Genomic DNA, 20,264 nt, shown 5'->3' on the forward strand with positions numbered 1-20,264 from the left:
GCCTCCAGGTCGGCCAGCCGGGCGGCGGTCGCACTCGCGTCACCCGTCACCAGCCCCAGGGTGTTGCCCGTCGGCGCGGCGGTGCCGGTGACGGCGTGCTTCAGCGGGCCGATGGTGGCGGTGTTGACGGTCTGGCGGCTGATACCGGTGGCGTCGTTGATCGCCTTCTGCGCCGCGCTGACGCCCCGCAGGCTGGCCTCCAGCCCTTTCGCCGCAGCGCTCCACTCGGCAAAGCCGGCATGGCCGGTCCGGAAATCGGCGTTCAGCAGCTGTAGAGCGTGGACGGTGCCATTGATCCCGGTGGTGACGGATCCGGCCGCGGCGTAGACGCTGGCCATCGCCCCCGACCAGGACCCCGCCGCCGCGGTCGCGGCGGCCATGCCGGCGGCCTGGGCGGTGGCGGCCGCCTCCGACGCCCGCAGGCCGGCCATCAGCTTTTCGTGCTGCGCGGTGACCCGCTGCACCGCCGCGTCCTGCTGGGCGAGGATGCTGACCCGCAGCCGCTCCTTCTCAGCCAGGCTGAGCTCGCTGCGCTCCAGGTCCTCCAGGGCCTGGCGGTACGGTCGGGTGGCCGCCGTCAGCCGCGCGGCCAGCCGTTCGGCATCGCCGAACGCGCGAGCCAGCTGCGCCCCGGACCGGCTGGCCCGGGTGACCTTCGCCTCGGTGGCCAACGCCTCCTCACCCACCCGCCGGATGGCTTGGGCGCTGGTGTTGGCGGCCGCGGAGGCGTTGTCCTCGTAGCCGACGGACAGGCTTTCGACTTGTGACGTCATGGGCAGCCTCACAGGCGCGGAGTGATGATCAACGCCGGGCTTTCCACCGGTTTGCCTGCGCGGTTGCGCGACCGGCCGACATAGCGGCCGGACCGATGCACCTGTTCGTTTTTCAGGAGGTACTGGCCATCGAAGCGCATGGTGTAGACGCGCTTCACATCGACGAGCGACCCGTACCGGGTGCGAATGGCTTTCGCAGCGTCGTCGAAAATCCCAGGAGGCACGCTGAAGGAGAGGGATTTCCCCCCGACCTGCTGGACGTCCACCTTCCGGCTGTAGGCGTTGATGTTGTAGATGACCAGCTCGGCGCCGGCCGGCACCAGCTCCGGATCGTAGCGGGCCGCCGGGAAGGCCCGGCCGTTCACGCCGATCCAGAAGCTGTCCCGATAAGCCCCGTGCTTGCCGTTCCGCGGCCGCGCCGGCAGCCCGGACGCCGCCGGGCTGCGCTGCCGTAGGAACGACACCGCGAAGGTGCCGACGGCGCCAAGGTGATTGAAGCGATAGACGATCCGGCCGCCCGGCGCCGGCGCGACCGTCTCCTCCGCGGCGCCCTCCCGCCCGTCGACGAACCGCTGGTAGGACGGCGAGGCGTGCCCCTCGGCGACCAGCCGTGCCAGCTCCCGCTTGGCCGCCCCGGCCAGCCGGGCGGACTGCGCCGCCGGCGACAGGGTGCGGTCAACGAACAGGTCGAGCGACCGGGCGAAGGCGGCGGCTTTGGCCATGGGCTAGTCCTCCGTCCGCTTGGCCGCCGCCTTCGCCTGCTCGGCCCACCAGGCGCAATAGACATCGTCCATGGCGCGCAGCAGCCGGAGCAGGACGGGCAGCGGGTGCTGGTGGTGCGCGGCGTACCGGGCCACCACCGGCCAGGGAATGGGGCTGGGCGTCGCCGGCCCCATGCCGCCGCCGCGCCACTGGCGGCTGTCGGAGAGCGTGTGCCACGCCCGCCAGGCCCAGCGGCACCAGGCGTGCGGCTCGACCGCCTCGCCCAGCTCGGCGAGACGGTCGGCAACCAGCGCCGCCGCTTCAGGTTCCTCCGCCGCAAGGTCGGCCAGCAAATCGACGTCGCCGGCCTTGCGGGTCAGGAAATCCTGAAGGGCGGCGGTCAGTTTCCCTCCGCTTCCTTGACCTCCTCGGCCTCCGCCTCGGTCGCCATGGTGGCGGCGGTGAACGCCAGCCCGAGCAGCTTCTGGCCGCGCTTTTCCTGGATGAGGGCGCAGAACGCCTCGAAGTCCAGCGCCTGCCCACCGACGACGGCGTTCTCGATGTCCATCAGAGCGTGGTTGATCAGGCACTTGGCGTTGATCGAGCGCTTCACGGCGACCGGGAGCTTCTCCGTGTCGCCGCCCAGCCCCGTGGCGGCCTTGCGCTGCATGCGGGCCTGCGCGTCGGCGTACTCGTCGCCCAGCGGCTTGGTCTTGATGCGCAGGGGCAGGTCGGGGTCCGGCTGGACCCAGCGGCCGTCGATGTAGACGTTCTCGTCGACCAGCAGGGCGTCAAGCGAGGCGGCGGTCAGCAGGTTGGTCTTCATGGTCGTGATTCCTATGGTCGGTTGGTCGGAGTGCGCGGTGGATGGGCGGGCGCCGACCAAACGCCCGCCCGCGGCCCGCGCGAGCCGCCACGCCGCCCCGGTCGAGGGCAGCCTCTGTCCCGTTGGTCGCGGGATCGCGTCAGGGGATCAGCGCACGAACTCGAAGCGATTCAGGATGCACTGCACCCCGGTGACCGGGTCCTTGGAGGCGGTGGCCCGCACCGGCAGCATGACGTCCTGGTTCTTGCCGGACACCGTCGGGTCGCCCTCGCGCGGGGTGAGGTAGGGGGCCTCCCACACGATGGCCTTGCCGTTCTTGTCGAGCCAGGCGTTCACGGCCCGGCCGGTGCCGGTCAGGATGTCGTTCAGGATGCTGTCGTTGCCGAAGTAGCAGTCCAGCTCCACCGCGAGATCGAACGCTCCGTCCTGCACGTCCACCGGACCGGGCGCGTTGCTGTCGCCGTCCGCGATGGCGTCGAGCGGCCGCAGGTTGTTGTTGAGGGTGAACTTTAGCGCTTTGGCCCAGTTCGGCGTTCCGAGGGCGCCGCCGCCGTAGCCGACCCGCCCGCAATTGGCGCTGAAGGCGAAGACGGGGTAGTTCACGTCGTCCGGAGCGTCATCCGGCGAAGCGTCGAGCGGGACTTGGCTGGATTCGCCGCGCATGCCGACGAAAGAGAGCGAGCCGGAGGCCTTCTGTTTGGCCTGGCCACCGAACTCCAGGGTGTTGATCCGCATGCCACGCTGCGGGATGTAGGTTGGGACGGTCTGCCCCATGAACCCGCGCTCCAGGGTGACCCCCATCTTCTGGACGCCGTTGCGGATCACGTCGCCGAAGAAGACCCGGATCGTCTTGCCGTTGCCGTTGTCCGTCGCCCAGGCCGCCGGCAGATTGTCGAGCGTCAGCTTGTTGGCGGCGATGTCGACGATGCGGGCGCGCCCGTTGGCGCCGGCGGTCGCGAAGCGGTAGGCGGCCCCGACATCGCCGATCTTCACCCACTGGCCGATCGACAGGTTGAACGTCGTGAAGTCGAGCGCCATCGAGCCCAGCCCGTCGGCCAGGGCGGTGAGGTCGCTCGCGGCGCCTTCCAGGCCGATGACCTTCATCCGGGCGTTCGCGGCCGGAGCGGCCTCGTCGACCAGGCCGGCGCCGGCGAAGGCCGGCACGGTGGCGCTGCCGGTCGTGCATTTGGCGATGGTGTTGTTGGCCGACATGCCGAACTTCGTGAAGCGGACCAGATGGCCGGCGACGAAGGCCGCGCCGGCCGCCACGGTCACCACGCCGCCGGTGGCGACCACGGCCGAGATGACGGAATCGGCGACGCCGTCGTTGTCGCGCCACGGCGTGTTGACCCAGTCGTTGCAGAAGGCCGACTTGATCTCCTCGTCCAGGAGGCTGCCGGGCAGCGGGTAGTGCCACTCGATGCCGATCTGGCCGGTGTTGGACTCACCCACCATGATCGGGGCGGAGGCCATACGGTCGTCGCGGATGTCGTCGGATTCGACGTATTCCGGCTTGAGCGACAGGCCGATCGAGGTGACCCGCTGCCGCCGCATGCGCGGGTTGGCGGGGGTCTCGCCGAAGGTGGCTTCAGCAACGCCCGAGAGGCGGACGCGGTTTGAACTGGTCATGGACGGCTCCTTCCGGCCAAAGAAAAAGCCGCCTCACACGGGCGGCCTCGAAATGCGGATGACAGGGTGGATGGTCAGGCGGCGGGGTCCGCCTCGCCGGTCGGCGCCTTGCCGCCCTTGGCCGGCTTTGGCGCGGGCTCGGCGGCCGGCACCGGGTCGAGCACCGGTGCGGCGATCTGGCCCAGCGCCACGCGCTCGGCGAAGGACAGCGGGCCGGTGATGTCGGCTTCGGTGACCGGCTGCCCGACGGCAAACCGGCGGGTCGGGGTGCTGAAGGGCTTGGCGACGGTGTGCGTGCTCATGGTGGTCAACTCCTGAACCAGTCGATGGTGATGGTCATGCCCCACCAGGCGCCGGACTCGTCCTTGGTGCCGATCGGGTCGAAATGCACGTCCTGTAGCTCGAGCTGGCCGCCGAGGTCCTGGCCGCGGCACATTTCGGCGAAGGCGGTCAGCTGCGCGCGCACCGGCTGGCTGCCGGCGTTCACCGGGGCGAAGACGGTCAGCAGCAGGCTGCCGGTCTCGCCCCAGCGCTCCGCCGCCGGGTCGCCGGCGCCGATCGACTGCTGCTCCCACAGGTCGCCGTTGACCAGCACGCGGCCCCAGCACTGCGGCTGGTCCTGCGCGTCGAACGGCTGTGGCAGCGCGAAGGCCTCGTTGTCCCAGTTCAGCGGACACGGCGCCGGCGCCGCGTCTGGCCAGGTCGCGTCGACGAAGCTGCGCAGCAGCTCGAAGGCGTGAAGGCTCGCCATAGCGTCACCCCCGCGCCTGGATCCAGAAGCCGACACCGGCGCGCGGTCCCGGGTCCTGGATGGTCAGCGGCCGGCCGCTGCCGCGCTGCCAGACGCCGTCGGTGACGATCGGGCCGATCACGACGAGGTCGTTGTGCTGGACGGGCAGCGGGTAGCCGGCGGCCGCCAGCTCCTCCTCGAGGACGATCACTTGGTGGTCGCCCTGGACGATGGCGCCGGCGAGCTCGTGGACGCCGAAGGCGCGCTCCAGCCCCTGCACCACCACGGTGGCGAAGGACACCGGGGTGGTCGGCAGCTGGCGGCGCAGCACGACCGGCCGGCCGTGGCGGCGCATCAGGTTGGCGATGTTGCGGGCGTCCATGCCGTCACCCCACCGCCGGCGCGACGAGGCCCTCGGCCCGCAGCGCCGCCATGATGTCGGCCGGGATGCCGCTGCCCCCGGGACCGGTGCCGCCGATCCAATATTCCTCGCGCACCGACCCCTCCAGGCTGATCGCCTTCAGGGTCAGATCCCGGCTCCTGCCCTCCCAGCGCAGCCGCACCAGGCGCAGCACCGCCTGGCGCAGCGCCGCCGGCACGTCCCCGGGCGCCCACCCGGCGGTGCCAGTCACCACCACGCCATCGCCCCAGCTGCCGCCGTCGCGGCGCGACAGCAGCAGCGCATCCGGATCCAGGTCGTAGGCGCCGGCATCGAGGAGGGCCCCGCCGACGCGGACCGCCACCGTGGTGCTGTCCAGCGCCAGCCGCCACGACAGGAGCAGGCGGCGCGCGCGGGAGGCCTCGGCCGCGCTGAAGGTGATGGTCACGTCCTCGGCCAGGAAGGTGCGGCGGCGCTTCTGGTCGGCCGCCGCGCCGCAGGCGGCGCACACCGCGTCGCTGTCATCCCGGATCCAGCCGGCCAGCACGTCGTCCGCCAGGGCCGCCGCGCTGATGCCGAGCTCGGCCCGGACCCGCGCGACGTCGACCAGCGACCGGTCGGCCACGGCGGCCGCCACGGTGAGCGCCGGCATGGGTCAGGCTGCCGGGTCGGCGCCGGCGGTCCGCGCCGCCTTCTTCGGCGGTTCCTTCGCGGTGTCCTCGTAATGCTCGGCGACGCCGCGGGCGACCAGGTCGGCCGCTTGATCCGCGGGGAAGCCGGCGATTTCGCCGGCGAGATAGGGAGCGGCCGTCTTCAGAAAGCGGACGGGGGTTTTGGTGAGAGTGGTCATGGCAGGCAGTCTCCCAAGGGACAGAAGAGCAGAAAGGGAACCGGGCGCGCCGGCCTGGAAGGTCAGGCCGGCGACGGCAGCACGCTGAAGCCGCCGAAGGTCCAGGAGGCCGCCACCGACGCCGTGTCGGTGTCCGCCGCCGACAGGTCGGGCTGGAACACCACGCGGACATAGCGGCGGGCGCCGGTCAGGCAGACCTTCGCGGAGGTCTGGCCGGAGCCGCTGGTGGTGGCCACCACGCCGGGCGCCGTGAAGGCGGTGAAATCGCCCCAGCTGGCACCATCGCCGGAGTCCTGGATCTTGAAGGCCGGAACCGACAGCGTCTTGCCGGCGCCCAGCGTGGCCGTGAACAGCAGAGTCACCAGGGCGGACCCGGGCAACCCGAGCGCGTTGCGGTCGATCGCCAGGCCGTTGACGGCGACGTTGTCGCTGCCGCTGCCGGCGGTGATGGCGGCGATCGCCGAGCCGGCGCGCGCGGTGATGACCGACCCGATGTCGGTCTGAAGGATGCGTTGCATCAGGGAACACTCCCGAATGTGAGGGGGAACCGGCGGCCGGCCGGGGACGGTCCGCGGGGGCTTACTTCCACTTGACCCGGTGGATGACGGAGACGGCGCCGTCGTGGCGCATGTGGAAGTCGTGTTCGGCGATGCCGCGGAAGAGGGTCTCGTCCCGCTCGAAGGCGTTGCGCTGCGTGCCGTCTTCCGCCGTGTAGGTGCCCTCGTTCGACATGGCGATCGAGAGCGCCAGGGCGTCGAAGATCATCGCCTGCGCCATGTCGCCGAAGTAGATTTCCGTCTCGTCGCCGCCGACGCCCAGGTTTTGCGGAATGCGGGTCGTGGTCTTGTACGGGTAACGGCGCAGCTTGCCGCTGTTCATTTCATCCCGGTAGACATAGAAGCCGTTGTCGTTCTTCAGGTTCCACAGGAACTCGGCCGTGCGCGGGTTCATGAACCAGCACGGGTTCAGCATGGGAATGTCGCGCAGCTCCAAGGCCAGCTTGGCGGAGCCGAGCTCGCTGTCGACCGTCTCCAGGGTGAAGGTCGGATCGGACGCGATCAGGTTGCCGGGCAGGACGGCGTTGCGCATGCCCAGCGGCCACTCGCCCGTGCCGTCGCCGCGCAGGAAGGCGAGGTCCTCGGTGCCGGCGAGCCCCTGGAGGATGTCGTCCTGGACCATGGAATCGGTGGCGGCCGAGGCGTAGCGCAGCCAGTCGTTGCTGACCGGGGTCAGCACCGTCAGCTTCTTGAAGGTCGCCGTGATGCCGCCGGTGCTGCCCTGCTGGGTGCCGGCCTTGGCGCCTTCGCCGCCATAGGTGCCGGTGACGCCGCTGGTCTGCTTGGGCATGCGCATGGTGCCGCGGGGCATGGGAACGACGCGGGCGCCGGAGGAACGGACCACCGTGCGGGGCCGAAGCAGCTCCACCACCTCGTTGGCCATATCCTCGGCCAGCAGGGCGCCGCCGGCGGTGGCGGTGGCGGTGTTCAGGGCCTTGGTGACCGGATGGGACTCGCCCATGTTCTCGGTCGCCCACTGTTTGGCCAGCATGAAATTGCCGCCGGCGTTGTAGAGCGACTTCACCAAGCCGCCGATCTTGGCGACCTTCTCCTGCGGCTGGGCGGGCGTGGTGGGAATGACGGGGGTGGTCGGCTGGCCCGGGCTGGGCTCGGCGGTTTCGGCGGCGAGCAGCTGCTGCTTCTCCATCCGCTGGATCTGGCCCTTCAGCTGCAGGGCCTCCGCCTCCTTCTTCTCGAAAGCGTCCTTGTCACCGGTGAGGGTGGCGAGATCGTCGACCGCCTTGGCGTACTGCTGGCGGAGCTGGGTGATGGTCATGGTGGACTCCTGTGGACATAAAAAATGCCGCCCCAAAGGCGGCCGCGGCCCTTCGCCAGCACGGGCGGGGGAAATCAGTCGATGGACAGGCGCATCGCCTTTACGCGCCGTTCGCGCTCCTCACGGGCGGCCGCGTCCGCATCGGCGGCATCGTCCGGCGCCGCCGGCGTCGTGCTGGCCTTCGTCGCGCCGATCAGGTCGACCACGGCCTTGATGTCGGCTTCGCTGGCGGCTGACAGCGTGCGGCCGGCCTTCACGATCGCCCCGAAGCTCTTCAGCTGCGCCGCCGTGGCCGCCTTCTCGCCGCCGGCTTTCGCCAGCAGCTCGGACACCTCCTCGGCCGTCATGGCGATCAGCGCCTCGCCGAGCTGGCGCATCGCGTCGGCCAGCATGCCGGGGACCGCGCTGCCGTCGCCCTCGTAATCGGCCTCCCAATCGGCGTTGCTGTGGATGTAGCCGAGGCTCGACAGCAGGTTCGCGAGGCTGGCGACGTCATAGAGGCCCTTCACCGCCAGCTTCGGGGCATCGCGCGTCACCAGCTGCTTGGTGACGAGGCCATCATCCTCGAGCTGCCAATCCCGCCCGACGATGAACAGGCCACCAGAGGCCCGCGCCTCCAGCCAATCCTTCCGGATCTGCGCCACGGCGTCCTTGGAGAGCTCCGCGGGCACGCGCAGGACCGCCGGCCGGCCCCACACTCCGGCATCCAGCGCGCGCTCCACCACCAGCGCGTCGGCGTGGCAGGGGATGGTGACGAAGCTGAACTCCATCAGGTCGCAGCGCGTGAACTCCACGCCGCCGTCCTTCCGCGGCTTCGCCTCCAGCGGGTCGAAGCCGATCGACACGCCCTTGATCCCGCCGGATTTGACCATCCGGCAAATGCGGTCGGCCGTTTCATCGACGCCTTCTGGGAAGAACTCCACCAGGGCCTCGGTCAGATCGCCCTTGGGGATCAGCTCAATGGCGTTGCCGACCGGGAAATCCTTCTTGTGATTCCACAGCACCACCGGGTTCTTCTGGTAATTGTCGAACCCGATCCCCTTCTGGACGACGACGTCGCCGGCGCGGTCAACCGTGCCGGCGGAAATGACGACGCGGACCTGGCGCGGGCCGAGGCCGTCCCCGCTGGTGACCGTGCCCCCGATGAATTTGCGCTTCAGGTCCATGCCCTACCCCTTTCCCAGAGTTGCCCGTGACCGCCGGCGGAGCTATGCTGCACACGCGGTCCGTGAAATCGGTTCGGCCGTTCAGTGACGGGGGGACCTTCGGGTCCAGCACGCTCACGTCACGGGCCGCGAATACATCGTCAGCATCGTCTCGCGCTTGCGCCCGGTCAGCACCTCGGCGACGTAGGTGTATTCGACCCCGTCGATCCTCTTCCCGTAGCGCAGCACATCCCGCCCCAGCTTGCTCTTGCCGGCCGCCTCGATGCTGTCCGGCTTGGACACGATCGCCGGAATGTGGCGGAAATCCTCCTGGACGATCGCCCGCTGTCCGCGCTTCGCCTCGGATTTCGCGTTGCCATGGTGCTTGATGGCGTGGCGGACGCCGTAGGTGTCGACCGTGCGCTGGTAGCCCGCCAGCGACAGGCCGGTGGCCTTCAGCACGTCGTCGGCGTTTCCGACCAGGCCGAGCTCGACCACCGCCTGGCTGTTGCCGGGCTTGGCCGCCGCTTCGAACAGATCGAGGAGCGCACCGCCGGTCCGGGCCCACCGCCCGCGCTCATCGCGTGGCTGGTCCTCATGCCCCTTGGTCACCCCGCCAGAAAAAGGGAACTGCGCCACCCCCGAGGCGCCCTTGTCGAGCCGTTCGCTGTCCGCGGGGCGGCCGGCGCCGTCGGGTGCCGAGCCGGAGGCGTGGCTGCCGGTGGCCGCCATGTTGGTCGGCGCCATCAGGACGTCGCCGCCCTCGATCGGCGGCAGCGACCGATCGAAGACCCACCGCGCCTCGTTCTGCGTCAGGATCCCGCCGTTGTAGCCCTGGCGCGCCGTTGCCATGCGGGTCGACGGGTCGGCCCGGAACAGGTCCGACAGGTCGAAGTCCACCTCCAACCCCTGCTCCGCCAGCTGGAAATGGAAATCCAGCCGGCGCTCCCACCGGGTGAAGCGCGGCGACAGCGTGTTGTCGAGATAGTCGCTGTCCTGCGCCTGCATGTTGCTGTTCGTCGCGCCCTTCACCTGCGCCACCTTGTGCGGCGGCATGCGGAAGAACCGGCAGATATCCTCCACCTGGAAATTGCGGCTGGCCAGGAACTCCATGTCGGTCGACTTCAGCGACAGGGTTTCCGGCTTCAACCCCTGCTCGAGCACCGCGGTGCCGCCTTGCCGGCCGAGGCCCCCGTTCAGCTCTTCCCACTCGGCCTTGATGCGCTTGGCGGCCGGCTCCGACAGCTCCTTGTCGGTGACCAGCACCACCGACGGCTTAGCGCCGTTCGCCATCCAGGCCGAGGCCACCTGCTCCTGCGCCATCGACAGCCCGATGGCGTCGGCCGCGAAGCCAATTCGCGATGAGCCGTAGAGCATGCTGAAGCCGACGTCCTGCAGATGCAGCACGTATTCCGCTGGCACCGTCAGGCTGCCGGTCTGGCGGAACAGCCGGTCGAAGAGCGACCGCTCGACGTTGCCGGCCGTGGCGAAGCGGTAGAACACCGAGCCGTCGACCGCCTCCAGCACCGTCACCTTGTCGGCGTTCATCGGGATCCACTGCGCCGGATTTCCGCGCCGGTCGGTCAGGATCACCGCGTAGGCGTTGCTCTTCAGGCCCAGGCACCGCTCCATCATGCCGGCGAACTGGTTCCAGTCCTGGTACTGGTTCGGCCGGACGAAGCGCCGGGCGACCGGATGGTCGGTCACCTCCACCCGCCCGCCGGGCAGGACACGGCCGTCATCCAGCACCCGCGGCGGCAGCTTGCGGTACAGCTTGGGCACCGCGCGGGCCACGTCCTCGGCCGGGATGTTCACGCAGGCGAACACCGTGCTGACCTTCATGGCGGTGCCCTGAGACACCGCCAAGCCCACCGCCGACTTGGTGGTCAGCAGCGGCATCCAGCCGGCGGTGCGGCCGGCCGCGACCGCGCTGCCGTCGGCAGCGGCCGCGGCCGACTTGCGCACCGGCGCCACCATGCCGCCGAACAGGCCTCGCATCAGCCGTCACCCCGCGCGGCCATCGTCCGCGACAGCTGGGAGACGCCGGCGATCACCAGCCCCCCGCCGACGATGAAGCCGGCCGGCGGCCAGGCCAGCCACGCGCCATAGGCGACCGAGGCGGCGCCGGCGACGCCGGTCAGGTCGAGCAGGATCACGCCCACCGCCGCGGCGGTGCGCTCCAACAGCTTCTTCATGACGATGTCCCCTAGAACTTGCGGAGGCCGCGGTCCTCGTAGACCGACCGCTTCGCTTGCGGGTTGCGCTCCATCAGGACGGCGGCGTTCAGCATCGCCATCAGCGGATCGATCTTCGCCTTGCCCGAGGCCTGCTTGGTGATCAGGAAGGCGTTGCGGGTCGGCTCCACCTTGGCGTTGCTGACGGACCAGTTCAGCAGCGGCTGGCCCGCGTGGACGAAGGAGCCGTCGATCACCTTGCGCTCCACCGTCTTGATGGTGCCGCTGAGCTTGTAGCCCTGCGAGATGCCTTCGATCAGCCCGTTTTCTTGGGTGACGTCGATCACGTCCAGGGCGTCGACGAGGGCGCCGATGCCGATCACGTCCAGGCCGATGCCGGCGAAGAGCTGCGCCTTCTTGACCAGCTCGACCAGCTCGACCACCCCATCGATGTCCTCGGGGTAGTCGGTGATCACCTGTAGGTCCTCGTCCTTGACGAACCCCTCGTACCAGGTGGCGTTGATCTTCCGGCGCTCCAGCGCCACCGGGTGCGCCCACGCCTTGCACCAGGCCAGCCAGCGGCGTGTGATCTTCTCGCGCCCGATCGCGCCGAAGCCGAACAGATCGTCGGCGCCGCCGCCGTCGGCGCCGCAGGTCACCACGTCGCACCGCTCCAGCATGCGCCGCAGGGTCAAGGCGCGGTCGACGTTCTGGGCCCGCAGCCAGTAGTCGGCGCCGGCCCAGCGGTCCGACCGCAGGGCCATGCCGATCTCGACGTTCAGGTGTTTCGCCAGGAAGCCCCGGACCGAATCCTCGCCATCCTGCAGCGCCTTGGCGTACTCCCGCTCCAGGAACTCGACGTCGACCGAGGTGCCGAGGTTGGGGTTCGTGATGTAGAAATACGCCGGGTCCTTGTGCTTCTCCTCCTTCAGCAGGGCGTCCGGGAACTCGTAGATCACCGGCAGGAACTTCCGGTCGGTGATCCGGCCATCCCGCACCCCGCGGGCGTAGAGGAGCTTGGTGCGGAAAACCCCGCGCGGCGGTTCGTCCGACTGGGTGGTCAGGTAGATGACGAACCCCTCCGGCCGGCTGGCCAACCCGCCGGTGGCCTCGCGCAGCATGTTCTCGGCGCCGTCCCGCTTGCCGAAGATCCAGAGCTCGTCGACCAGGATGCCCACGGCCTTCTTGCCGCCGACCGTATCGTTGTCGGCCGCCACCACCTTCAGCGTCGCGTTCGTCAGGCGGTGGGTGACCGTCCGGGTGTGCTCCTGCACCAGCAGCAGGTCGGAGAGCTCCGGATCCTTCCGGATCATGTCGCGGACCGGGTCGAAGCTGTTCTTGGCGATCTCGATGGTGGGCGCGAGAATGATGAACTCGGCCGATTCCCGCCAGTTCAGGATCAGCGCGGTCAGCATGATGCCGGCGGCGGTGGTCGATTTCGTGTTCTTCTTGCTGATCAGCAGGAAGAACTCATTGACCAAGCGGCGGCCGCTGTCCGGATCGTAGGCGCCGAAGATCGACGCCACGAAGTCCTTCACCCACGGGCGGGCGGCGTCCGCCATCATCGGGCTGCCCGGAGCGTCGACGACGCGCAGGCCGTTGAAGACGTCCATGGCGGCCGCGGCCTCGCCTGGGAACAGGGGCGCGAACGGCACCAGGCTCTCCGACGCCACGATGCGCCGCTCCCAGTCCGGGCACGCGGTGCTCCAGACCGGCTGACCGTCGAAGGGCGCCGTCATCAGCCGTTGTCCACCACGAGCTTCGGCGGTGGGCGCGGGGCGTAGCGGCCGCGGCCGGCCTCCGCCGCCGCCTCCTGCCGCTGCTCCTTCTTCCCGACCTTCTTCTTGCTGGCGCCGGCCTCGCCGAGCAGCTCCAGGACCTGGGCGATCGTCTTCAACGTCAGCGACCGCGCCGGCAGGCTGACCGCCTTCAGCATGGCCGAACGCCGCCGCCCGCTGCGATCGCCCTGCGTCTCGTCATGGATCGCGTCCTCGATGTCGTCGAGCTGCGACGTGGTCGTGTCCAGCTCGTGCAGCTGCCGGCGCACGAGCTCGCGCACATGGTCCGCCAGCTCGACCGGAACGACCGGCGCCGCCGCGGCGGAGGAGGCGGTGCCGTCCGCCGGTGGAAGCTGCGGCCGCACCGGCGGCAGGATCTCGGGTTCCGGCTGGCGATCCTGCTGGTGCGCACCGTGGTGCGCGGGTGCGCACCCGGTGCGCACCCAGCCGGCCTCGCCGGCCTTCTTCCGGATCGCCGCCTCGGACACCCCGTGCTTCGCCGCCAGGGCCCGATTGCTATAGTTCCCAGTGCGATAGTCGGCCTCGATGGCCGACCAATCGATGTCTTTGCGCTTCGTCATGGGCTACCGCGCCCCCCGCGAAAGTGCGCACCTGGAATCGCCCAGGGGAAAAATAATCTGCGCGTGAGACCCATACCGGTAGGGCGGGCAGGCCCCTCGGTCCGGATCCAAACCCCCTCCCCCCTCAGAGCCCGCCCAGCCGCCGGCGGCGGGCCTCTGAGGTCTTGCGGGCATGGCACCCACCCGACGCCCCATCCGCGTGCTGGCGGCCGTCGCCGCCCGCCCTGGCGCACAGCAGCTGGACGTTGGCCGGATCCAGCTCGGCGCCGCCGTCCCGCCGCTCGTGGATGTGGTCGCCGATCAGCTTGACCGGCGCGCCATCGTCCTCGTGCGTCTTGCCGCAGCGCTCGCACCGGCGGCCGCGCACCTGGATGGCCCGCTCGACGAGCTGCTGCCACGCCGAGGACACCAGGACCGCGTCGGGCTGCTTCGGCGCCGGGCGCGCGGTGCGCACGTCCATGGGCGTGAGGCGCGGCTTCAGCACTATCAGGCGCTTGCTCATGGTCACACCCGCCCGCCGAGCTGTCGGTCCGTGGCATAGAGCGCAGCGTGCGCATCCAGCCGGGCCTCGAACGTGTCGATCGCGGCCTGCCGGGCCGCCTGGATGCGAGCCGGATCACCCACGGTCAGCGCCGCCTTGAACAGCAGCAGATGTGCGTCGAAGGCGAGATCGCTGGCCACGCTGGCGTTGGCCGCCTGCTGAAGGATGGGGTTGATGGTGGGGGTGGTCATGTCAGGCCTCCCGATCCGGCCGCCACCGGCGATAAACACGAGGGACATGGTGCGCACCGAGCTGGTGGTGCGCACCTGCGCACCGCCCCAGATGGATGGCCAGAGCGACCAGCGCGCCAACGCCGACAGCACAGACCAGCGCCAGCGTCAGGATGGCTTGGGTGAGGGTCATGGGCAGCCCCGAGTTTACGATAATGACGGGATCCGGCGGGTGAGGTCAGGCGTTCGCCAGATCCAGCGTGACCGATCGCCACGACGATTCCGGCGTGTCCCGGTGGTAGAACCGGACGTAGGTCTTCGTGCCAGCCACCCGGATGCTGTCAGCGATGGCCTCCATTGCCCGCGCCCACCGGGCATCGGCAATGGAGACACGGCGCAGAGCAAAGACACTTTCACGGGAGACTTGGCCTTCCTTATCAACGCGGAAAGCGTGATCGACAAGAACGCGGATGTTATCGTTCGCGTCCTTGCCCCATTCACCAATGCATTCGTCAATCAGCTGCTTGGCGACTTGGAGTTCAGGGCCAAACGTCAGGTGATCCGCAACGGCGACTTGAACCTTGAGCTTGCCGTCGAAGCTGGTGAAGGTCAGGTTTCCCTTCTTGCCGCCGCGCTTTGCGTCGTACTGATCGGCCAGGATCGCCAGGAAGGCGCCGACGTCGTTGAAGACGCCCGCCTTGAAGGCGGCCAGCGTCGCAGCGAGGGATTCCGCCCGCTCCAGCAGCTCACGGACGAGCTGGTCCTCCAACAGGTCGGTGGCCTTCACCAAGCGCGCCGGGATCATGCGTCCCTTGGCGTCCTCGTAATACGCCGGCGGATCGGCGGTTTCGGCCGGCTTCTGAGCGTCCTGCGTCATGGTGCGCACCAGTTCAGAGTTTACGATAATGCCCATTTTCGTAAGCTTCAGACCGCGCCGGCCGAGGTTTTGCCGTGCTGCAGACCCTGCTCGTAGCCCGTCTTGAAGTCGAGATCGGCGGTGCCGCCACAGACCGCACAGCGATACTTCGAGAAGATCTGCCCGGGCGCGATCCGCTCGAAGCGGTGGCCCGGGCAGCCTTCCAGCGCCCCGAGATTGGCCTTCACGGCCGCCATCAGGGAGCGCGCATCGAGGGTCATGGTGCGCACCTTACGGCTTGGGGGGCCGGCCGGCGCGGAAGCGCGCGACCAGGTCCAGCACGAACCAGGCGAAGCGGCCGACGGCGAGCAGGACGCAGGCCCAGAAGGCCAGCTCCGCCGCGACGCCGTGCAAGGCGCCGTACCACGCCGGCATCGTCCACACGGCGGTGGCCACGCCGCCATCGAGGACGGCTTGGCGGGTGTTGTAGACGTCGAACGGCAGGGTGCCGAAGGACGAGCCCAGGCCGTCGGCCGGGGCGCGGGGGGACAGGTCGACCATGGCGGTCCTCATCGTCAAGATCCTGGAAGCCACCAGGTGTACGAGCCGGCGGCGGCCGGCGGCGGTGCGGAGGCCCGTTCGGGCCGTGGCGGGGCAACCTCACCGCCGATCCAGACCAGGCCCAGCGCCGCGACGCCGCGCGCGCGCAGCGCCGTCAGGCCCTCCTCGATGTGCCAGCCGCTGGTCGCCACGTCGTCGATCAGCAGCATCGGGCCCGGCGGGTCCGCCTGCCACTCCAGCGGCGGCAGCTTGGCAAACTCCTTGGGGTGGCTGACCCCCGAGACGAAGCGATCCGCCCAGACCTGCAGGAAGGGCAGCCCGAGCCGACCGGCGCAGCGCTGGGCGAGCTGCTTGCCGAAGCAGTCCGGCCGCCGGCTGTGGCCGCAGGGCACCGTGGTCACCGTCCAGCCGGTCAGCGGGCCGCCCAGCGCCGCCGCCACGAGCGCCACGTCGGCGGCCGCGGCGTCCAGCACGTCGGGCGCGCAGGTCCGTTTCGCCGCCTTCAGCGCGCCGATGTCGGCGGCCTTGGCGTCGGACCGCCAGGACCGGCTGACCAGGTAGGCGACGGCGTTGCGCGAGCGGAAGGCCGGCCGCCAGACGAGCGAGCCGACGGCGGCCGCGCCCGGCGCCGCGACCATCAGTCGTCGTCCCGGGCGATCCGGTCGGCCATCTGGCCGGCGAGGTCCTCGCGGGAATCGTCGTAGCGCTCCAACACCCGCACGTCGCGGTGCCGGCTGAACTTCTGCGCCGCCCGAATGTCGCCCTTCGAGCGGTCGAGCACCGTGGTGATCGCGGTGTGGCGGAACCCGTGCGGCCGCGCCGTCACCCCGACGTCCTCGCCCAGCGCGCGAACGATCTGGTAGACGGCGGTGCCGGTCAGCCGGCCGTCGCCCTTCCCCGCCGGATCCAGCGAGCGGAACAACGGGCCGGGAACCGGCCCCCGCCGCTTCACCCAGGTCATCAGCACGGCCAGCGTCGCCGGCGGCACCGTGACCAGCTCCTTCTGCGTCCGGCCCTTGCCAAGCACGGCCAGCGTGCCGGCGATCGTGTCAAGATCAGCGAGGTCGAGCGCGACCACCTCGCCCCGCCGCAGCCCGAGATCGTGCAGCAGGCGCAGGATCGCCGCGTCCCGCAGGCCCTTCATCCCGCCGCGGCCGGCGGCCATCCGCGTCATCGCCTTGACCGCCGACCGGCCAGGCCCACGGGTGTCGCGGTACAGCTCGGCCCGGACGTTGTCGACCTGGAGCTGCCACTGGATCAGGCCCAGCTGGTTGCCGAGCTGCACCAGGCTGCGCAGCGCCGACAGGCGGCGGTTGACGGTCGCCGGCGCCAACTTGCGCCCGATCAGGTCGGCACGGTAGGCCATGGCCAGGCCGTTGGCGTCGCCGTGCGGCGTGGCGAGCAACCGCCGGGCGGCCTCCTCCGGATCGGCCACACCGACGAAGCGGGCGAAGTCGGCGACGTCACGCTGGTAGGCCGCCTGCGTGCGCGGCGTCCGGCCGGCCAGAAAGGCGTCGAGGAGGCGCTCCTGCAGCCGGGTCAGGGGCAAGGGCGCCGCCGGCGCCGATGAGGCTGCTGGCTGTGTGGTCAGGTCCCCCATGCACCCTCACAAACCGGCCGGGTGGTGTGTTCCATGGCGAAACCTATCGGTGCCAACGCCGCCACGGCGGCGGCCAGGGACTCCCGCTGGTGCGAATGCGTTTCGCACCGCAACGCGGGCATTTGCTCCAATTGGCCGGCTGGGCGGGTCAGACTCCGCCCGGGACGATCTCGGAGCCGGCCGGCTCGTACGGCCGGCCGGTACGCGCGCAGTCGACCAGCGTGTGCAGCTCCGCCACGAGCTCGGCCGTCGGCTCGCACCCGTGGGCGCGGCTGAAGGCGGCGTGGAGGGCCAGATAGGCGGCGGCGAAGACATCCGCGTGGCCGCCGTCCGGTCCCGCCACAGCGTGCGCCAACTCGTGCGCCAGGATGTCCGGCACCGCGTAATAGGGAGCCGATGCGTCGATCAGGATCAACGCCGTGATGCCGTCCTCCCAGTCGGGATGCAGCTCGCCGGCGCCATCCGGCCACCAGGTCATTCCCCAGGCGCCGTCCGCGGCGTGCATGCCGTCGACGAGCACCACCTTGGTGGCCAGAGCCGGGTACAGCTGCTGGGCACACCGGAGGAGCACCGAAACGGGTTCGTCGAAGCGGATCATGGACGGGTCACCAGCGGTTGGGACGATCGGGCGCGTGCGCCAGAAACAGGAACGCCCGCCGCGGCGGAAGCCGGGCGGGCGTGATGAGCGCATCGTGAATCACACGATGGAAAATAATCCTAGGTTTGTAAAGCGACATGTGCAAACGCCCCGCGGAATCCAGCTACAGCCGGTCGGGGTGGGGGATTTGGTGACGCCCCCTCGTCAGGCCGATCGGGCGATGGGCGGGCGGCTGGGGTAGAGGACGATCTCCTTGTCCTCGATTGTCACGACGGCCTCCGGGTATGCCGCGAGGGCGCGGCGCAAAGACGGCCCGGCCTTGTATTTGAACTGCCGGACGGTCTTGTAGCCGCCGCCGAACTGTTCCTTGAGGGCCGCCCAGGACATGGGCGTCGGCCGATCGAGGCTGCGCAGCCGGTAGGCCAGCCAGACGTACATGTCGAGCGCCACCGGTTCGTCCGCGAGGGCGCGGACGGCGGCGTCGAGAAGCGGCACCGCGTGTAGCCGCAGGTGCTTGTAGAACTCGTCATCCAGGGTGACGGAATCGTCCCACAGGCGCGCCTGGGGATCGTCGGCGGCGCCGGCGCCGGCGAAGGAGCCGCTGCGGATGAGCCGCGGGCACTCGAAATGGTCGCTGCGGGCGGTGGACCAGAAGAATTTCAGGCTGCAGGCCGAGAGGCGGTAGATCTGATCCTGGAGAGCCTTGCCGGTCGACCCGCCCCACTCCAGCCCCAGCCGTTCGGTGGCGAAGGCCCGCAGCGACCGGCCCAGCTCGACCGTTGGACAGGAGGTTCGCACCGCCTCGCTCTGCAGGTAGATCATCACCAGACGGGCCGAGGCTCCGTAGGGCACGCCGTATTTTCTGACCTTCCCGGCCACTTTCAGGCTGCCCGGGTCGACCGTCATGGTCACCTGGTGACCGTCCTTGGTCCAGCTGGCGTCGGTGGGCAGCTTCTTGTACGGGAAGGCCGTCAGCGCGAAGCCGGAATACGAAAAGCCGGTGTCACGGGTCTCATCGGCGAGCACAGCAGCCGCGATGTCGGCTTCGCTGTGGGGGAATTGAGATCGAGCGGCATTATGCCCAACCTGCAAAACGAGTTGATGTATTTCACCCATCGCATTCCCCATCAGCCCGGTCGATCTTCAATTTTTCGTCGCTGCCGTCAAGGTGGGGGATTTGGTGACGGAGCTATTTGTTTTTTCTTTTGTCCTTACCTTTTGACTCGTCACCAAATCCCCCGGGATAAGTCGAGTCGTGTCACCAAATCCCCCACCTTGCGTCACCAAATCCCCCGGGATAAGTCCGGCGTTGTGGACAACAGGGGGGTGTCACCAAATCCCCCACCCCCCGAATCGGAACCATGAAGCGGTGGCGTCACCGACGCGATGACGCCAGGAGGCATAGCGCCATTCTGACGCTACCATGATGTCATTATGGCGCCTTGTTGGCGTCATTCAGGCGTCGTCACTCGGAGCCCGCCCGGCCTAGCTTCTCGTAAGCCGCTTCGAGCAGCCAAGTGTTGGCGGACACGGTGCCGGGACGCTTCTTCGCTTCGGCCTCGATCCGCTCCATCAGTTCGACCGGTGCCCGGAACGAGAACCGGCGGACCTTCCCTTCCGCGGCCGGCTCCGTATCGGCCCGGGCCAGACCCCGGTTGATCACACGGTCCACGGCGGCTTCATCCACCGGAGGCTTGGGGGCTGGTTTGACGCGAGGGGTGATGGCCATGGCTGCTATCCTTGATGTCGTTATGGCGCTTCTTTGATGTCACGATGACGCCATTATGGCGTTACGGTGGCGTCACTTTGGCGGCTGTCTGCCGTCACCGAGCCGAACGCAAGGTCGTAGAGCTGCTGCATCTCGGCCGAGGCCTGCGCGATCGCTTTGCGCTCCGAGCTGCTCTTGGACGTCAGCTCTGCGACGGCCAACCCCTTCCCAGCGGCGGTGTTGAAGACCTTCCGTCCCATCAGCGTCACCGGCGCGAAGCGGATCACCTGAGACTGCCGCAGCAGGTCGGCCGCATCCTCGTTGTCGGATCCGACGGCAAGCCCGCGGGAGATGTAGGCTATGGCGTCGAGCTCGGGGTTCACCGCCCGCACGTCCTCGATGATCCCTTCCACCTTCTCCAAGGTCCACAGGTCGAAGTTCCCGGGCTGGAATGGCAGCAGGACAACGTTGGACACCGTCAGCGCCGCACGCTGGCTGGCGGTGTCGCGGCCGCCGGTGTCGATGATGACGTCGGTGTACTTGCCGGCGAGCTGGCGGACCTGGTCACGCACCGTCTTGCCGGTCAGCTGGACCAGGGGAAGCACGCCGTGGCCGAGCGCCTCGCGCTGGTCGGTGAACTCCTTGGCGGTCTCCTGGTCGTCCGCGTCGACCAGCAGCGCATCGACGCCAGCGGCGCGGCGCAGCACCATCAAATTGGTGGCGGCAAGCGATTTCCCGCTGCCGCCCTTCATGCCACCCACTGTGATAATCATGACGCCACTCCGATGCCATTATGGTGCTGGATTGCTGTCATTGTGACGGCACATAGG

At 69.4% G+C, this 20,264-nt stretch carries 27 protein-coding genes and 1 pseudogene; all 28 read right to left on the reverse strand.

The genetic code is table 11. From position 1 onward, the window contains the following. A pseudogene (locus tag J2847_RS31810) lies at nucleotides 1-773 on the reverse strand (hypothetical protein); the annotation flags it as partial. Nucleotides 774-781: 8 nt separating this feature from the next. Then, nucleotides 782-1,495, reverse strand: coding sequence for a hypothetical protein (locus J2847_RS31815; RefSeq protein ID WP_209782744.1), 714 nt, complete (start codon nucleotides 1,493-1,495; stop codon nucleotides 782-784). Between the two features lie 3 nt (nucleotides 1,496-1,498). After that, nucleotides 1,499-1,828, reverse strand: a complete 330-nt coding sequence (locus tag J2847_RS31820; protein WP_233474929.1) for a hypothetical protein — start codon at nucleotides 1,826-1,828, stop codon at nucleotides 1,499-1,501. A 47-nt stretch (nucleotides 1,829-1,875) separates the two neighbouring features. After that, nucleotides 1,876-2,301 (reverse strand): hypothetical protein, encoded by a 426-nt coding sequence (locus J2847_RS31825; RefSeq protein ID WP_209782745.1) that lies wholly within the window; start codon nucleotides 2,299-2,301, stop codon nucleotides 1,876-1,878. Between the two features lie 147 nt (nucleotides 2,302-2,448). Then, entirely contained in the window at nucleotides 2,449-3,930 is a 1,482-nt protein-coding gene (locus J2847_RS31830; RefSeq protein WP_209782746.1) for a phage tail tube protein, read from the reverse strand. A gap of 74 nt (nucleotides 3,931-4,004) precedes the next feature. Next, nucleotides 4,005-4,232, reverse strand: a complete 228-nt coding sequence (locus tag J2847_RS31835; protein WP_209782747.1) for a hypothetical protein — start codon at nucleotides 4,230-4,232, stop codon at nucleotides 4,005-4,007. A 5-nt stretch (nucleotides 4,233-4,237) separates the two neighbouring features. Then, nucleotides 4,238-4,681 (reverse strand): hypothetical protein, encoded by a 444-nt coding sequence (locus J2847_RS31840; protein ID WP_209782748.1) that lies wholly within the window; start codon nucleotides 4,679-4,681, stop codon nucleotides 4,238-4,240. A gap of 4 nt (nucleotides 4,682-4,685) precedes the next feature. Continuing rightward, nucleotides 4,686-5,042 carry a hypothetical protein gene (locus J2847_RS31845; protein WP_209782749.1) on the reverse strand — a complete coding sequence of 119 codons (357 nt, stop codon included), beginning with the start codon at nucleotides 5,040-5,042 and terminating at the stop codon, nucleotides 4,686-4,688. Nucleotides 5,043-5,046: 4 nt separating this feature from the next. Next, nucleotides 5,047-5,691 carry a hypothetical protein gene (locus J2847_RS31850; RefSeq protein ID WP_209782750.1) on the reverse strand — a complete coding sequence of 215 codons (645 nt, stop codon included), beginning with the start codon at nucleotides 5,689-5,691 and terminating at the stop codon, nucleotides 5,047-5,049. Nucleotides 5,692-5,694: 3 nt separating this feature from the next. Beyond that, on the reverse strand, nucleotides 5,695-5,889 hold the full coding sequence (locus J2847_RS31855; protein ID WP_209782751.1) for a hypothetical protein: 195 nt from the start codon (nucleotides 5,887-5,889) through the stop codon (nucleotides 5,695-5,697). A gap of 62 nt (nucleotides 5,890-5,951) precedes the next feature. After that, nucleotides 5,952-6,407 carry a hypothetical protein gene (locus J2847_RS31860; protein WP_209782752.1) on the reverse strand — a complete coding sequence of 152 codons (456 nt, stop codon included), beginning with the start codon at nucleotides 6,405-6,407 and terminating at the stop codon, nucleotides 5,952-5,954. A gap of 61 nt (nucleotides 6,408-6,468) precedes the next feature. Further along, nucleotides 6,469-7,722 carry a phage major capsid protein gene (locus tag J2847_RS31865; RefSeq protein ID WP_209782753.1) on the reverse strand — a complete coding sequence of 418 codons (1,254 nt, stop codon included), beginning with the start codon at nucleotides 7,720-7,722 and terminating at the stop codon, nucleotides 6,469-6,471. 74 nt (nucleotides 7,723-7,796) lie between these two features. Then, a complete protein-coding gene (locus tag J2847_RS31870; protein WP_209782754.1) occupies nucleotides 7,797-8,888 on the reverse strand; it encodes an HK97 family phage prohead protease in 1,092 nt (363 codons plus the stop codon). A 114-nt stretch (nucleotides 8,889-9,002) separates the two neighbouring features. After that, nucleotides 9,003-10,865: a phage portal protein gene (locus J2847_RS31875; protein ID WP_209782755.1), complete on the reverse strand. Its 1,863-nt coding sequence runs from the start codon at nucleotides 10,863-10,865 to the stop codon at nucleotides 9,003-9,005. Beyond that, nucleotides 10,865-11,062 (reverse strand): hypothetical protein, encoded by a 198-nt coding sequence (locus tag J2847_RS31880; protein ID WP_209782756.1) that lies wholly within the window; start codon nucleotides 11,060-11,062, stop codon nucleotides 10,865-10,867. The genes J2847_RS31875 and J2847_RS31880 overlap by 1 nt, the downstream gene beginning before the upstream one ends. Before the next feature lie 11 nt (nucleotides 11,063-11,073). Further along, nucleotides 11,074-12,780: a terminase large subunit gene (locus J2847_RS31885; protein WP_209782757.1), complete on the reverse strand. Its 1,707-nt coding sequence runs from the start codon at nucleotides 12,778-12,780 to the stop codon at nucleotides 11,074-11,076. Beyond that, nucleotides 12,780-13,400, reverse strand: coding sequence for a terminase (locus J2847_RS31890; RefSeq protein WP_209782758.1), 621 nt, complete (start codon nucleotides 13,398-13,400; stop codon nucleotides 12,780-12,782). The genes J2847_RS31885 and J2847_RS31890 overlap by 1 nt, the downstream gene beginning before the upstream one ends. Nucleotides 13,401-13,524: 124 nt before the next feature. Beyond that, nucleotides 13,525-13,902, reverse strand: a complete 378-nt coding sequence (locus tag J2847_RS31895) for an HNH endonuclease signature motif containing protein (protein WP_209782759.1) — start codon at nucleotides 13,900-13,902, stop codon at nucleotides 13,525-13,527. Between the two features lie 2 nt (nucleotides 13,903-13,904). Further along, nucleotides 13,905-14,132, reverse strand: a complete 228-nt coding sequence (locus J2847_RS31900; protein WP_209782760.1) for a hypothetical protein — start codon at nucleotides 14,130-14,132, stop codon at nucleotides 13,905-13,907. 217 nt (nucleotides 14,133-14,349) lie between these two features. Beyond that, on the reverse strand, nucleotides 14,350-14,988 hold the full coding sequence (locus J2847_RS31905; RefSeq protein ID WP_209782761.1) for a DUF3164 family protein: 639 nt from the start codon (nucleotides 14,986-14,988) through the stop codon (nucleotides 14,350-14,352). Between the two features lie 47 nt (nucleotides 14,989-15,035). Then, nucleotides 15,036-15,248, reverse strand: a complete 213-nt coding sequence (locus J2847_RS31910) for a hypothetical protein (RefSeq protein WP_209782762.1) — start codon at nucleotides 15,246-15,248, stop codon at nucleotides 15,036-15,038. 10 nt (nucleotides 15,249-15,258) lie between these two features. After that, the gene (locus J2847_RS31915) at nucleotides 15,259-15,540 is read right to left on the reverse strand and encodes a hypothetical protein (RefSeq protein ID WP_209782763.1); all 282 of its coding nucleotides are present in this window, start codon (nucleotides 15,538-15,540) and stop codon (nucleotides 15,259-15,261) included. 2 nt (nucleotides 15,541-15,542) lie between these two features. Further along, on the reverse strand, nucleotides 15,543-16,166 hold the full coding sequence (locus tag J2847_RS31920; protein ID WP_209782764.1) for a P-loop NTPase family protein: 624 nt from the start codon (nucleotides 16,164-16,166) through the stop codon (nucleotides 15,543-15,545). Next, a complete protein-coding gene (locus tag J2847_RS31925; protein WP_233474930.1) occupies nucleotides 16,166-17,077 on the reverse strand; it encodes a tyrosine-type recombinase/integrase in 912 nt (303 codons plus the stop codon). Before J2847_RS31925 ends, J2847_RS31920 begins: the two co-directional genes overlap by 1 nt. A 199-nt stretch (nucleotides 17,078-17,276) precedes the next feature. Continuing rightward, nucleotides 17,277-17,726: a hypothetical protein gene (locus tag J2847_RS31930; protein ID WP_209782766.1), complete on the reverse strand. Its 450-nt coding sequence runs from the start codon at nucleotides 17,724-17,726 to the stop codon at nucleotides 17,277-17,279. Between the two features lie 204 nt (nucleotides 17,727-17,930). Then, nucleotides 17,931-18,752, reverse strand: coding sequence for a replication protein RepA (locus J2847_RS31935; protein ID WP_325169528.1), 822 nt, complete (start codon nucleotides 18,750-18,752; stop codon nucleotides 17,931-17,933). A 439-nt stretch (nucleotides 18,753-19,191) separates the two neighbouring features. After that, on the reverse strand, nucleotides 19,192-19,455 hold the full coding sequence (locus J2847_RS31940) for a hypothetical protein (protein ID WP_209782767.1): 264 nt from the start codon (nucleotides 19,453-19,455) through the stop codon (nucleotides 19,192-19,194). A 53-nt stretch (nucleotides 19,456-19,508) separates the two neighbouring features. Continuing rightward, on the reverse strand, nucleotides 19,509-20,207 hold the full coding sequence (locus J2847_RS31945; protein ID WP_209782768.1) for a nucleotide-binding protein: 699 nt from the start codon (nucleotides 20,205-20,207) through the stop codon (nucleotides 19,509-19,511). Nucleotides 20,208-20,264 lie beyond the last annotated feature (57 nt).

Source organism: Azospirillum agricola (genome assembly GCF_017876095.1).
Taxonomy (GTDB): Bacteria; Pseudomonadota; Alphaproteobacteria; order Azospirillales; family Azospirillaceae; genus Azospirillum; species Azospirillum agricola.